At 59.5% G+C, this 13,716-nt stretch carries 14 protein-coding genes; 4 read left to right on the forward strand and 10 right to left on the reverse strand.

The genetic code is table 11. The annotated features are described in order from the left end of the window. The coding region (locus KDL09_RS08615) for a hypothetical protein (RefSeq protein ID WP_294383960.1) at positions 1-508 on the forward strand (508 nt) is incomplete at its 5' end. After that, complete coding sequence (locus tag KDL09_RS08620) at positions 505-1,380, forward strand: hypothetical protein (protein WP_294383962.1); 876 nt, start codon at positions 505-507, stop codon at positions 1,378-1,380. The genes KDL09_RS08615 and KDL09_RS08620, both read left to right, overlap by 4 nt. Positions 1,381-1,565: 185 nt before the next feature. Here KDL09_RS08620 and KDL09_RS08625 read toward each other — a convergent pair whose 3' ends face one another. The 4 genes from KDL09_RS08625 to KDL09_RS08640 all read right to left on the reverse strand — a co-directional run bounded on the left by KDL09_RS08625 (position 1,566) and on the right by KDL09_RS08640 (position 4,825). Continuing rightward, a complete protein-coding gene (locus KDL09_RS08625; RefSeq protein WP_294383964.1) occupies positions 1,566-1,862 on the reverse strand; it encodes an EF-hand domain-containing protein in 297 nt (98 codons plus the stop codon). A 223-nt stretch (positions 1,863-2,085) separates the two neighbouring features. Further along, complete coding sequence (locus KDL09_RS08630; RefSeq protein WP_294383965.1) at positions 2,086-2,382, reverse strand: hypothetical protein; 297 nt, start codon at positions 2,380-2,382, stop codon at positions 2,086-2,088. A 181-nt stretch (positions 2,383-2,563) separates the two neighbouring features. Next, complete coding sequence (locus KDL09_RS08635) at positions 2,564-4,117, reverse strand: PhoH family protein (protein ID WP_294383966.1); 1,554 nt, start codon at positions 4,115-4,117, stop codon at positions 2,564-2,566. A 264-nt stretch (positions 4,118-4,381) separates the two neighbouring features. Further along, entirely contained in the window at positions 4,382-4,825 is a 444-nt protein-coding gene (locus KDL09_RS08640; protein WP_294383967.1) for a pyridoxamine 5'-phosphate oxidase family protein, read from the reverse strand. Between the two features lie 83 nt (positions 4,826-4,908). Here KDL09_RS08640 and KDL09_RS08645 point away from each other — a divergent pair, with 83 nt between their 5' ends. Then, on the forward strand, positions 4,909-6,192 hold the full coding sequence (locus KDL09_RS08645) for an AI-2E family transporter (RefSeq protein ID WP_294383969.1): 1,284 nt from the start codon (positions 4,909-4,911) through the stop codon (positions 6,190-6,192). Continuing rightward, on the forward strand, positions 6,189-6,566 hold the full coding sequence (locus KDL09_RS08650) for a CrcB family protein (RefSeq protein ID WP_294383971.1): 378 nt from the start codon (positions 6,189-6,191) through the stop codon (positions 6,564-6,566). The genes KDL09_RS08645 and KDL09_RS08650 overlap by 4 nt, the downstream gene beginning before the upstream one ends. Before the next feature lie 16 nt (positions 6,567-6,582). Here the strand turns inward: KDL09_RS08650 and KDL09_RS08655 are convergent, their stop codons facing one another. The 6 genes from KDL09_RS08655 to KDL09_RS08680 all read right to left on the reverse strand — a co-directional run bounded on the left by KDL09_RS08655 (position 6,583) and on the right by KDL09_RS08680 (position 13,621). Next, on the reverse strand, positions 6,583-6,906 hold the full coding sequence (locus KDL09_RS08655) for a KH domain-containing protein (protein WP_294383973.1): 324 nt from the start codon (positions 6,904-6,906) through the stop codon (positions 6,583-6,585). A 6-nt stretch (positions 6,907-6,912) separates the two neighbouring features. After that, on the reverse strand, positions 6,913-7,164 hold the full coding sequence (gene rpsP, locus KDL09_RS08660; protein WP_294383975.1) for a 30S ribosomal protein S16: 252 nt from the start codon (positions 7,162-7,164) through the stop codon (positions 6,913-6,915). A gap of 109 nt (positions 7,165-7,273) precedes the next feature. Beyond that, positions 7,274-8,725: a DUF1501 domain-containing protein gene (locus tag KDL09_RS08665; RefSeq protein WP_294383977.1), complete on the reverse strand. Its 1,452-nt coding sequence runs from the start codon at positions 8,723-8,725 to the stop codon at positions 7,274-7,276. 8 nt (positions 8,726-8,733) lie between these two features. Then, positions 8,734-12,069, reverse strand: a complete 3,336-nt coding sequence (locus tag KDL09_RS08670; protein ID WP_294383978.1) for a DUF1553 domain-containing protein — start codon at positions 12,067-12,069, stop codon at positions 8,734-8,736. After that, positions 12,066-12,776: a FadR/GntR family transcriptional regulator gene (locus KDL09_RS08675; protein WP_294383980.1), complete on the reverse strand. Its 711-nt coding sequence runs from the start codon at positions 12,774-12,776 to the stop codon at positions 12,066-12,068. Before KDL09_RS08675 ends, KDL09_RS08670 begins: the two co-directional genes overlap by 4 nt. A 68-nt stretch (positions 12,777-12,844) precedes the next feature. Next, positions 12,845-13,621, reverse strand: coding sequence for an SDR family oxidoreductase (locus KDL09_RS08680; protein WP_294383983.1), 777 nt, complete (start codon positions 13,619-13,621; stop codon positions 12,845-12,847). Positions 13,622-13,716 lie beyond the last annotated feature (95 nt).

Here is a 13,716-nt window from a genome sequence, read left to right on the forward strand (position 1 = left end):
GATGAAGCGTGGTGTGTTGGATGGTGTTTTCATAGCACCCCCACCATACCAAATCGCCTCCCCCTACGGCGCGAGCAGTCTTGAAGTCCGTTTCTCCTACGCTTTCATGTCGCCTGACCCCGTTTCCACCGTTTCCACGGCGTCCGACCCCATAACCGGCAAATGGATCATCAACAGCGGCGACGATTTCAAGATCATGGTGAAGGGTTACAGCTACGCCAAGGTGCATCACATCATCCCAAAACGGCTCATCAAGTACATGAACAAAAAAGGCTATAACTTCCATGTGGATGACGTGGCCGGGGCGGTCCTCAGCAAGGAAGATCATGATCTGCTGGAGGAAGGCTTGAAAGCAGTGATCCCGTACTCAGAAAAAGCAATCAAAGGTGAACCAGCGGATCTATTGGCAGACTTGGCGAAGTTTTATGCCAATCATGATGATCCAAATGTTAAAAAGCTGGCCAATGTCGTGGACGGCTTTCGTGCGAAGCTCAATCTCCTCCCATGAAGAAGTTTCTGGAATTTTATCTTTTGAGAAAAGAACCAAAGAACCGCCCATTGAACGGCTATCTGGCTGCTCATGTGTTCGAGCGTGTCGCCATGCGTTTCCCGGAGCTCATCTCCAAGAGCGGGGTATGCCTGGACGTCAAGCTGCTGGAGGGCGATCCGAAGCTGGATGAAATCTTTGCGTTCCTGAAGGAGGAGTTGGGATTGAGGCCCATGCCTTCACTCGCATGCAGAAAAAAACAGAAGCCGGGGGATTACAGTCATTTCACCGTCAAGACCTCTTATGAGTTTGACGATCAGGATATCGAAGGCGCAAGCTTTCTATACACGATCGCATCTGAGGAAATCGGGTGTGACGGGACGGGCGGCAAAGATTGGGATCAATGGGGGCTTGAAAAGGCAGCGAAGAAACTTCCGGTCGTCGGCGCATTGGGCTGCCTGTCAGGCCTGGTTTGCACCGCTGCCACGCGTTCGGAATTGGAGCAGGAAAGTTTTCAAGGACTGGGCTTCCTTCCCGTCATTGTGCATGACCCGCGCTATCATCAGAATGATTTCTGGTGCATCTGGGCAAACCGAACAATGCCGAAAGTTTCCATGCCGCTGTGTGACCAAGAAGGCAATCCTGTAAAGGACGACTATTCCACGGGCTGCATGCCCGACGAGATCATTGTCAACCAGGTGATTTTAAAGTACAATGCCACCGATCTCACCGCGATGAACGGCACGGACTTTGCCCTCACCGCAGAGAAATGGGGCACGCCCAAAGACCGTGGCCGACGCGAGGAATTGGTGGTTTCCCAGCGATTTAGGCAGTGGTGCCTGAAGAAGAACGTGCAGATGAACTGGACACCGGTGATCGCTTTGCCGGAATAACAAGCGCATCAAGCGGCAGGCTGGAGCGTGAGGCAACGAGAGAGCTTTAAAAGGGAAGGACTATGGAGAAGAGGTCGACGGACATGAGTGGACAATGCATTTTCTGAACGCGGTCACAAAAAAGCCGCACTCGCTCGAGGCGGATGCGGCGTGGGTGACTTGTTGGAGTCAAAGAGGGGGCCGGATCAGGCGTCCTTCTTTTTCTTCGGGGTCATCTCTTCCTTGGAGAGGGAGCCGTCGCCGTTCTTGTCCATCTTGCCGAAGCGTTCGGCGGCCTTGGCTTCGTCCTTCTTGGCCTGAGGGGAGGCCATGTATTCTTCCTTGCTGATGGAGCCGTTGCCGTCCTTGTCGAGGCGCTTGAACATTTCTTCCGGATTCGGGGCCTTCTTCTTGCCGGCTTCAGGCTTCTTGGCGTCGCCTTCGGCGGCGTTCAGCGTGGCGGCGAGGGCGAGAATGGCGAGGGTGGATGCGATTGCTTTCATAATCTGCGATTGAGTTGGGTTGAGTTAATGGAACGCGGGGGTTGGAGTTCCAAGCCTGCGTGTGGCCGTGTTAAACGAAAAAGTGTTCATTCCGTTTCGATAAATTATCACTGTTTTTTGTGAGCGGTCCGAGGAGGTCTGCCAAGACGACCATAAAAAAGCCGCACTCGCGCGGGGCGGGTGCGGCGTGGGTGACTGTGTTTGAGTCAAAGAGGCGACCGGATCAGGCGGCCTTCTTTTTCTTCGGAGCGGCGGTGAACTCTTCCTTGGAAAGGAATCCGTCCTTGTCCTTGTCTTTGGCGCTGAATGCGGCCTCTGACTTGGCGGCGTCCTTGGAACCCTTGAGGAATTCCTCCTTGCTGAGTTTGCCGTCCTTGTCGGCATCCTTCTTGGCGAACACTTGTTCCGGATTCATCTTTGGTTTGCCCTTGTCGCCTTCAGGCTTCTTGGCGTCGCCTTCAGCAGCGTTCAGCGTGGCGGCGAGGGCGAGAATGGCGAGGGTGGATGCGATGGCTTTCATGATCTGCGATTGAGTTGGATTGAGTTAATGGAACGCGGAGGTTGGAGTCCCAAGCCTGCGTGTGGCGTGCTTTAACGCAAAACCCCTGAGGCAGTTTCAAAAAAGATTGGGCGAGTGTTGCGGATGCTTCCGTTTCTTTTGGAAGACACCGTTTCCGTAGTTTCCAGAGCCTGTTCTGTGATCAGAGCAGGCGTGCGGCGGCTTCCGCGAGGGCGCTGCGCTCGCCTTTGACGAGCGGAACGTGGGCGGCGAAGGCCTGCCCGCGCATGCGCTGGCGGGTGTAAACGAGACCGTTGCTGCGGCTGTCGACATAGGGATTGTCGATCTGTGCCGGGTCGCCGACGAGCACCAGCTTGGAACCGCGGGACATGCGGGTGACGATGGTCTTGGCCTCGAGCGGGGTGAGCTGCTGGGCTTCGTCGAGCACGAAGAAGCGGTCCGGAATGCTGCGGCCACGGATGTAGCACAGCGCCTCGACCTCGATGACGCCCTGCTGGATGAGCGGGTCATACGGCGCGGCGGGTGCGGCGATCTGCTGCTGCGGTTCGGGCATGAAGCGGTTCTTTTTGCGCGTGGGGCCCTGCTGCGTGCCTTCCATCGGACGCATGAGGAGATCGAGCGCGTCATAGACCGGCTGCAGCCACGGACGCATTTTTTCCTGCAGGGATCCGGGCAGGAACCCGACCGTCTGGCCCATGGCGACGATGGGCCGGCTGACCGTGAGGCCGTGGTAGGTGCGGTTAAACACCTGCTGCAGGGCGGCGGCGACGGCGAGCAGTGTCTTGCCGGTGCCGGCCTGGCCGTAGCAGGTGACGAGACTGATGTCGGGATCGAGCAGTGCATCGAGGAAGCAGGCCTGGCCGAGGTTCATCGGTTTGATGGCGCGGCCCTGGCCGACCTTGATGGACTCCGGAGTGTGATGCAGGCGCACGAACTCGCCGGAGGCGCTCAGCTTTGCTGGCATGGTGGCCTTTTCTCCGGCGGAGAGCAGGGCGTAGTCGTTGACGACCATGCCTGCGAAGCGGTTTTCCGGCAGCTGAAGGCGGCCGCTGCTGGCGAAGCGCTGCAGCTCGTGGGCGCTGATCTCGACACGGGCGATGTCGAAGTTCGCCACCTCGCGCGGCTCAACCTTGTCATGCAGGTAGTCCTCGCACTCGATGCCCACGGCACGTGCCTTGAGCTGCATGTTGAGGTCCTTGCTGACGAGAATGACCGGAGGAGAGACCTGCTCGCGCAACCAGAGGGTGCAGGCGAGGATGCGGTGGTCGGCTTTCTCCAAAGCGGGGAAGATGCGCTGAAATTCCTGAACACTGGGCACCTCGCAGGCGACATCCGGATCATAAACCACGACACGGATGCTTCCGCCGCCGTCGGTGGGAACACCAGTGGTGACGGAGGCGCCCTTCGTGGCGAAAATCTTCATCAGCGCCCGATGCACTTCACGGGCGTTGGAGCCGCGTTCGGTCATCTCGTTTTTGAAGCGGTCGAGCTCGCTGAGCACATCGACCGGAATGCAGATGTGATGCTCGGCAAAGCGGTGAATGCAGGCGGGATCGTGCAGCAGGACGTTGGTATCGAGGACGAAAGTCTTGGTGGCGGAAATCGGACCGGAGCGGCGGCGGCGGGAGCTGGAGGTGGTAGGAGATGAAGAATTCACAGAAACGGGGCCAAAGTCGGACGTGCGGGTGGAGATGTCGGGGGAGATTACCGATGCTGGATGGTCGTCACGGTCCATGGTAGTTGAGTGGTTATAGTGTTTGCCTGCGTTGAAAAAGGCGGGGACAGCTTTTCTTTGGCGCGGGAGAGAGCCAAGCGTACCGTTCCCTGAATGTGATTATTTGAATGAATCACGGTAATTGCCGGAGATTGTCAGAGCGTGGAGTCACTGGCAAGGATTTATTCACAAAGATGAAGTTTATTCACAGTGGCAGCGCAATTGAACACCTGTCGGCCCTGTTTTGAGACCTCACCAACTCATGAACGACAGAACCAGGGTCCGTTAAAACGGAACTTCAAAGTACTCCAAAGCCCACTCACGCATGTAGCGAACCTGAGTGGGGACAAAGCGGTAGATGATCAGTTCAGGATTGTCGATGTTGCCAAGATAGGCACGCAGCAACGGGTTGGCGGCCCAGATCTCCTCCAGCAGAGGACGTTCGGTGAGGATCTCGGCTCTGCCGGTGATGCGCACCTGATTGTCCTGATCATCCTTGTAGCAAAGCTCGGCTTTCGGATTGGCCGCCAGTTCGTGTGTTTTGCCATAGCGGCGCAGGTTGGCGACATAGACAACGAAGCCGTCCGTGCGCACGGGGGAGACAGGACGCAGGCGCGGCTGGTCACCGTCCACGGTGGCGAGCATCGGAAACTTGGCGGACCGCATGGTGGCTTGTGCTAGCTGCGGGAGTTCGGCCGGATCAACGGGCTGGGGCTGGGGGCGGGACATGGCAGCGCGAGGATACGCGTTGTGCAGGTGCTGTCCAATCTGCGGGCAGATTTGGAGTTCCCAAAGCCCGGTGACTCGCTACGATGCGCGCCTCTCTCCCGATGAAGAATCTGCCCACCGCCTTTCAGCGCAACGCGTTATGGACCGCTGTGACCGCGTTGTCGATCACGGTCATCGGTGCTCTTGTGATCGGTCTGATTTACCTGGCGACGCAGGTGATCGCCTTTCTCCAGCCGATCTTGGTGCCCTTCGCGGTGGCCGGTGTGCTGGCTTATCTGCTGGAGCCGGGCGTGGAGTGGCTCGAGCGGCGTGGATTGAACCGGCAGCGCTCCGTCCTCCTTGCGTTTGCGGTATTCACTCTTGCGATGGGCGGTCTCGGCTGGTGGATCGTGGTAAAGCTGGATGACCCGACGCGACATTTGGCCGAGCGTGTTCCGGTGTACTTCGAAAAGGCCCAGAAGGCGGTGATCGACCTGTCAGCTCGCATCGAAAAAGATTATGACATCACCCTGCTGCCTCATGCGGCGACCGCGCCTGCCGCGACGGCGGAGTCCGCAGATGCGACTCCCGGCGCTGAAGCTGCCGCGGGGGACACCTTCGATCTTCAACGGCTTCTCAAGGGAGATTTGAAAACGGTGCTGCCCAAGATTTCAGGCATGGCCTGGACGTTCGTCAAATCGAGCGTGGGCGGCTTCCTGGGTGTGTTTGGTTTCATGCTCTCGTTCATCATTGTGCCGCTCTACCTGTACTACTTCCTGATCGAGAGCGCCAAGATACAAGAGTCGTGGTCCGACTACCTGCCGCTGCGGGCATCTGCCTTCAAAGACGAAGTGGTGAGCTGTTTGAACGAGATCAACAGCTACCTCGTCGCCTTCTTCCGCGGACAGCTTTTTGTCAGTGTCATCAACGGCATCGCCACGGGAATCGGTCTGGTGATCGTGGGACTGGACTTTGGTCTGCTCATCGGGCTGGCGCTCTGCATTGCCGGAATCATTCCATATCTGGGCATCGCACTGTGCTGGATTCCGGCCGTGATCATCGCGGCTGTTCAAGGTGGCAGTGCGCTCGTGCCTGGAGATCCTTGGTGGATCATGCCGCTCGTGGTGACTGCGGTCTTTGCCCTGGTTCAACAGATCGATGCGCTCTTCATCACGCCCCGTGTTGTGGGTGAGGCAGTCGGACTGCATCCGATGACGGTGATCGCCTCGGTGCTCGTCTGGGGCCTGCTGCTGGGCGGTCTGCTCGGCGCGATTCTGGCGGTGCCGCTCACCGCTTCGGTCAAGGTTCTCTTCCAGCGCTACATTTGGCGCGCACGCATCGCGCCGCAGACGATCGGTGGTTCCAGACGTGGGGAGGTGGCGGCATGAAGAATCTTCTGTTTGTCTTCCTCGGCGGTGGCGTCGGATCTGTGTTGCGATACGGCACAGTGATCGGCATGGCGCGTCTGCTGCCGAAGTCCGTTTTTCCGTGGGGCGTGTTCGTGTCGAACATCCTCGGCAGTTTCGTTCTGGGCTTCCTCTTTGCGCTGCCGGTGATGAAGGAAAAAAGCAGCGGCACCTGGTTGTTTGCCGCCACGGGAATGCTGGGGGGCTACACCACCTTCTCGACGCTTTCCAATGACTCCTGGCTGCTGCTCCTGAACCAGCATTCGTGGCTTGCAGTGATCAATGCCATAGGCAGCATCATCCTGGGGATAACCGCCGCCGCATTGGGCTGGTGGGCGGGCAGCAGGTGCGCGTGAGAGGCGAGGGGCGAGGCTATGCCTGCCCGGCATCCGGTGTCCGGATCTCGTCAGTCGGCGAAGCGGCGGCTTCCGCATCTTCGTCGCGCAGCGATCCCACCTTGAGGGAGATCTTGATCCCGTGTTTGTCCGCCGCTGTGTTGAGCAGGGAACGGATCGCGCTGATGGTCATCCCGTTTTTGCCGATGACATGGCGCACGTCTTCCTGCGCCAGTTGCACACGGTAGGTGACCGCACCGTTTAAATTGGTGCCGATCGCAATAGTCGCCTGTTGCGGGTGGTCGATCAAATTCGCCACCACGTAGGAAAGGAACTCGCGGAGGGCTTCCGGCGCGTCCATGGCAAATTAAGCCGTGGCGGCTGCTGCGGCGTTCTTGATGAGGCTCTTCACCGTGTCGGAAGGCTTGGCTCCCTGGGCGATCCACGCATTGACGCGGTCGAGCTTCACGATGGCGCCCTTCACTCCCTTTTGGGGATCGTAGGTGCCGAGGATTTCGAGGAAACGGCCTTCCTTGGGGAAGCGCTGGTCAGCCGCGACAATACGGAAGACTGGACGGCCTTTTTGGCCATCTTGACGGAGACGGATGACAACTGCCATGATTAAGGTACGGAATGGGGTCAGGTTTTGGGGAGGCGCATGGTGGAGACTTCGGGAAGGAAATCAAACGGTTTTTCCCCTTCTTTCTCGCGACGGCAGGGCAGGGGGGCTAGGCCAGAACGTCCCGGATGACATGCCCATGCACATCCGTGAGCCGACGTTCGATGCCATTGTTGTAGTAGCTGAGGCGCTCGTGGTCGATGCCCACCAGGTGCAAAATCGTCGCGTGCAGGTCGTAAATGGAGCTTACCCGCTCGGCGGCCTGATAGCCAAATTCGTCCGTGGCCCCGTAGCTGTAGGCTTTTTTCACGCCCGCGCCTGCCAGCCAGACCGTGAAACCCTTCGGATTGTGATCGCGACCGTTCGCGCCCTTTTGGAAGGTCGGCATGCGGCCAAACTCGGTGACAAAGGCCACCAGCGTGTCCTGCAGCAGCCCGCGGGCCTTCAGGTCTTTCAGCAACCCGGCCACCGGCTGGTCGAGGATCGGTCCGTGCACGGAATACTGCTTCTCGATCGTCTTGTGCCCGTCCCAGTTGCCCACGCCCTCGCCCATGGCGTAAGAGCCGTTGAAAAGCTGCACGAAGCGCACGCCGCGCTCGATCAGTCGCCGCGCCAGCAGGCAGTTCTTGGCAAAGCCTGCCTTGATCTCGTTGCTGTCGTTCGCGCCGTAAAGATCGAGCGTGGCTTTGCTCTCGCCCGCCATGTTGCCGACTTCCGACGCCGCGATCTGCATCCGCGCGGCCAGTTCGTACGATGAAATGCGTGCGGCAAGATCGCTGTCCGCCGGATGCTCCTCCGCTTGCCGACGATTCAAGAGATTAACCAGAGCGCGTGTGTCGCGGTCTGCCATTTCGCTCACGCTCGCTGGCCGGATCAGATTGGGAATCGGCTTGCTCGCATTGAACGCCGTTCCCTGAAATGCGGCTGGAAGAAACGCCGAGTTCCAATGCCGCGAACCGATTTGCGGCACGCCACGCGGATCGGGAATCGCTACGAAGGCCGGCATGTCATCGCACTCCGAGCCGAGCGCATACGTCACCCACGAGCCGATGCCGGGGAAGCCGTCGAGGATGTAGCCTGTGCTCATCTGGTTCTCCGCCGGGCCGTGCGTGTTCGACTTCGCCGTCATCGAGTGGATGAAGCACATGTCGTCGGCGAACTCGGCGATGTTCGGCACCAGATCGCTGATCATCTTCCCGCTTTGCCCGCGCGGCTTGAACTCCCACAGCGGCTTCACCAGATTGCCTTGAGCTCCTTGAAACGTGATCAAATCCGCCGCACCCGGCAGCGGCATGCCGTGGCGTTTCACCAACTCGGGCTTGTAATCAAACGTGTCCACATGGCTCAGCGCGCCGGAGCAGAAAATCATGAGCACGTTCTTGGCCCGCGGCTCGAAATGCGGCGGCCTCGGTGCATACGGATGCGCCGGATCGATCACCGGACGAATCGGTTCACTCGCCAGCAGGCCTTTCTGAGCCAGCAACGATGTCAGCGCGATGCTGCCGAGTCCGCTGACGCTTTGATTCAAAAACGTGCGACGTGAGAGAAGATGATTTCGCATAACAGGAATCAATAGAGGGTCATGAACTCACTCGTGTTGAGCAGGGCACGGCAGAACATCGCCAGGCCGTGCTGTGATATCAGTTTCGTGGACGCGTCGAGTTCATCCGCACGCGGATCGCGCTGATAAGCCAGTTGGAATGCACGCTTCACCTGCGCATCGGCCGCTTTGCCAGCGTCCTTTTCAAGCCGTGCGGCAAACAGGCCCGCCTGCTGCATAGCAAACGTGCTGTTGAGGAAATTGAGCGCCTGCAACGGTGTCGTGCTCGACGTGCGTCGTGGTGCGATCTGTCCCGCGTCGGGAACGTCGAACGCGCCAAACGTGTCATCGAGCTGCACGCGCGGCTTGCTCTGATAAATCATGCGCCGGAACGTGTCGGGTCCGAACTCCTGCTTCGACTGGTACACCTTCACGTAGTTGTCATTCGGTTCGAACAGATCGAATCCCGGGCCGCCCATCGTCAGATCGAGCACGCCGCTCACCGCGAGGATTGTGTCGCGCAGCGGTTCCGCCTCGATGCGCCGCATGGGGAATCGCCACAGCAGCCGTGCGCTCGAATCCGCCTTCAAACCCGCATCGTTTGCGTCGCTCGACTGACGATAGGCCTTCGAGTTCATGATGAGGCGATGCATCTCCTTGATGCTCCAGCCGCGTTTCATGAACTCCGCCGCCAGCCAGTCGAGCAATTCCGGATGCGAAGGCTTGCCGCCGTTGAAGCCAAGATCACTAGGTGTATCGACGATGCCCGTGCCGAAGTGGTAGTGCCAGAGGCGGTTCACCATCACGCGTGCGGTGAGCGGGTTCTTCGGATCCGTAAGCCACTTCGCCAGGGCCATGCGACGATCTGCTTCGGGCGTGTCCTTCGGCAGATCCAGCTTCGCTCCGAACTGTGACAGCGCACCCGGAGCCACTTCCTCCTTCGGTGTGAGTGGATCACCGCGTTGCAGGCGGAAGGTCGGGCCGGGTTGTTCGAACTTGCCGAGGTAGGCCATCGGGAAGTTCGTCAGCTCCTTCAGTTCACGCTGCAGTGCTGCGCGTCGTTCGCTGTGCTTCTTCACTTCAGCGGCGTTGTCGCCGGACACGCCGCTCAAGGTCGGGATGTCGCGAATGCGGTCCCGATAATCAGCCGGGAGACGATCTGCGGATGACGCCACCGCCTTCCATGTTTTCCCATCGAGCGAAGTCTCGATCACGTAGTCCGTCGCGAGACGATCTTGATACACCTTGCCTTTCTCTCCGCGATCCCGGCTCCACACGACGCTGCTGATCGTTTCCTCGCGCGGCAGTTCGATTTGCAGCCAGCCTTTGCCGGCGTTCTTCGAAATCCAGCTCTTAGCGTTGCCATACAGACCGTCGTTCGCATGCGCGATTTGATGAATCGGATTCGATCCGTCACTATAAACATCCGACGCGGTCACCTTCGCGCCGTGCTTTGCCAGCGCGACGTTCTTGCCGGAGGAGAAGATTTCCAGTTCGTCGATGCACGGCTGCCCGCCGATCGTCGCACGAATCGTGAAGCGCACGAACTTCGCCTTCACCGCATCAAAGCTCTCGCGATTCGCCAGATGCGTCACCGGTGCGCGCAAATGCGGCTGCGACGCGGGTTGCGCATTGTCCGCTTGTTCAAACAGCACGGCGTCCGCCACCGTCGGTCCGCCGAGCTTTCCACTGCGCAGGATCACGATCGAATCCTTCGTCATCGCATGCGTTCCAGCATACTTGAATCCGCTCCAGCGCTTCTGCTGTGGAATCGCGCCGCTGCCATCGGCGAACTGGCTTTGATTCACCACGGCAATCTCCTTCTGGTCCTCCTTGGTGTTCGCATCGCCATCGAGGTCGAGAATGTAGCGCGCGTCTCTCGCATGCGTCGTCCATGCACCCCAGGACAGCCAGATGCGCTGCTTGCCGTCCACTCGTGGATTCCACGAGAAGAAATCCTTGCCCGCTTCATCCGTTTTCGCGCTCCAGTAGCGGTAGCTCTCGCCGAGATTCGGCAGGCGCGTCGAATCACCCGGATCGGATGCCTGACCCGCTTCGGTTCCCGGTGAATACTCGATGGGTTTGCCATTCGTTGGCTGCTCGATCTGCACGCAGCCAATCGCATCCGGCTTCGTTGGAGGCGGAAGATCGTCGTCCACGAGCACACGCCGGGTCAGCTGTGCCTTCGGTTGAAAACGCGACAGCGTCGAGTCGATCGCCGCGATCTCGGCGCGCACACCGTCTGCCTTTTTCTGCCGCTGCTCCCAGTCCGCAGGTCGCAGCTCGCGCTCGGCATGCTGGACGCCCTCGAAGATGGCGCGCACGCGATAGTAGTCGGTTTGCAGCACCGGATCGAACTTGTGATCGTGGCAGCGTGCGCACCCGATCGTGAGGCCGAGGAAGGTGCTGCCCGTGGTGCTCACGAGGTCATGCATCTCATTCGCCCGTTGATTCGCCCGCAGCACCGGATCCTGGCCTTTCACCTGATCCCATGCACCCGCGACAAGGAATCCCGTGCCTTCATCCGCACCCAGTTGATCGCCCGCGATCTGTTCGCGCACGAACTGGTCATAGGGCTTGTCCTCGTTGAGCGAACGAATGACGTAATCGCGATACGGCCATGCGTTCGGCCTCGCGCGGTTCATTTCAAAGCCGTGGCTCTCCGCAAAACGCACCACATCCAGCCAGTGGCGCGCCCAACGCTCGCCGTAACGCGGCGAGGCCAGCAGTCGGTCGATCAGACGTTTGATGCTGCCGTCGGGATCCTTCGCAAACTCCTTTTCAAAGGCCGCTGCTTCTTCCGGCGTCGGCGGCAGTCCGATCAGATCAAAGCTCGCACGACGGATGAAGGTGCGCGCATCGACGGGCGGATTCATCGCAAGCCCCTTCTCTTTGAGCTTCTCATTCAGAAACGCGTCGATGGAGGCATGCTTGGACGCCTTCAGTGGTTGAAAGGCCCAATGCGTGACATCGCCTTTGGGTTTTTCCTTGAGCACGATCTCCTGCGGCCATGCCGCACCCATGTCGATCCAGCGTTTGATTAGTTCGGTTTCGGCGGCGGAGAGCGCGGGTTTCTTCTTCGGCATCTCCGGTTTGTCGCCTTCGGACTCGGGGACGATCATCGTGTAAAGCGGCGACTCCGAGGCCTTGCCGGGAACGATGGATGGTCCGTCGTCGCCTCCTTTGAGCGTGGTCTCCAGCGTCTCCATGTTGAGGCCGCCCTTGGTGGTCACATCGTTGTGACATTCGACGCAGTTCTTCACCAAAATCGGGGCCACCTGTTCGTGAAACAGCTTCGCGGCATCGGTCTCGACAGCCAGTGCGCTCGTGGTGAGGGTCAGGAATGTGAAAAGGGCGGCCTTCATGCGCGATTGGACTTTTTCGGTTTCGGCAACGCCAGATCGGTCTCGGCCGTGATGAGATGCTCGCGCATCGCCTGCGCGGCGGCTTCGGGATCGTGTTTCTCAATGGCGGTAAGCACGGCGGCATGCTGACGCACGGCGTTGGCCGTCGAGGTGCGGCTGTAACCGCGGCTGAGGCTCGTCTGAATGAGTTCCGAGAGCGAGTGTAGCAGCAGGGTGATGATTTGATTGCCCGATGCTGCCGCAAGTTCGCGATGAAACGTCATGTCCGCCAGCACGGCGGATTCAAAGTCTTCCGCGGCTTCAAGCTGCTGCAAGGCCGCCCGTAGTTTGCGAATCTGCGTCGCGCTGGCGTTTTCGGCGGCCAGTCGTGCGTTCTCCGGCTCCAGCATGAAGCGCACCTGGATGAGCTGGCGAAGCCGCTCCTTGTCGTCAGGGATCAGCAGCGCCAGCGAGCCATTCAGCGGCTTGTGAAGCTTGTCCACGACCTTGGTTCCGACACCGTGCTTCACTTCGAGAAGGCCCTGCAGTTCGAGCCGCTTGGTCGCCTCGCGCACGACGGGCCGGCTCACGCCGAGTTTGAGCGCCAGATCGCGCTCCGGCGGCAGCCAGCCGTCACCTCCGCCAATCTCGTCGCGAATCTCCGAGGCGATGCGGGCACAGACTTCCTCGACGAGGCTGCGCTGGGGTTTGATGGTCGAAAAGGTCATGTGGTTAGAGGTCTTACCACTGACCTTTACGAGAATGATTCCGCGATTCTATCGCAACGCTTCGCAGCTTAAATCGTCATCGACGAATAACCGCCATCCACGACCATCTCATGGCCGGTGATAAAGGAACTGCCGGCACCTGCGAGCAGCAGTGCCGCAGCGACGAGTTCCTTGGCTTCGCCAAAACGGTTCATCGGAGTATGGCTCATGATTTTGGCGATACGTTCGGGCACGAGAACTTTTTTGTTCTGTTCCGCCGGGAAGAAACCAGGCACGAGCGTGTTCACGCGGATGCCGAGCGGCGCCCATTCGCGGGCGAGATTTTTGCTGAGATTGTGAACGGCGCCCTTCGACATCGAGTAGGTGAACACGCGGCTGAGCGGCAGCAGGCCGGACATGGAGCCGAGATTGATGATGGAGGCGGGCACCTTGTTTTCGACGAAGTGCTTTCCAAACACCTGACACGCCAGGAACACGCCCTTCGTGTTGATGTTCATGATCCGGTCGTATTCGTCCTCGGGAATGTCGAGGAAGGGCGTCGCGGAGTTCACGCCCGCGCCATTGACGAGGATGTCGCAGCCGCCGGAGCGTTCCAGCACCTGGTCGAGCAGGATTTGCAGGTCGGCTTTGCGGCTCGCGTCGGCGGAGACGAAGTAGGCCTGCCCACCGGCGGCCTGAATGGTTTCGAGACGCTTGTCCGCCTTCGTCTGGTCGCGTCCCACGAGGACGACTTCCGCGCCTGCGGAGGCATAACCTTCGGCGATCGCGCCGCAGAGTTCGCCGGTACCGCCGATGACGACGGCGGTCTTTCCTTGAAGAGAGAAGAGTTCGAAAATGGAGGACATGAGGGGCGCATTTATGGCGTGGCAATCTTCCCCTGCAAGCAGGCTGTCTCGCCACTTTCGTCATCTTGACACTCCGCCTGCGCCGCTGTCCCGTG

It is taken from the genome of Prosthecobacter sp. (assembly GCF_020439865.1).
Lineage (GTDB): Bacteria > Verrucomicrobiota > Verrucomicrobiia > Verrucomicrobiales > Verrucomicrobiaceae > Prosthecobacter.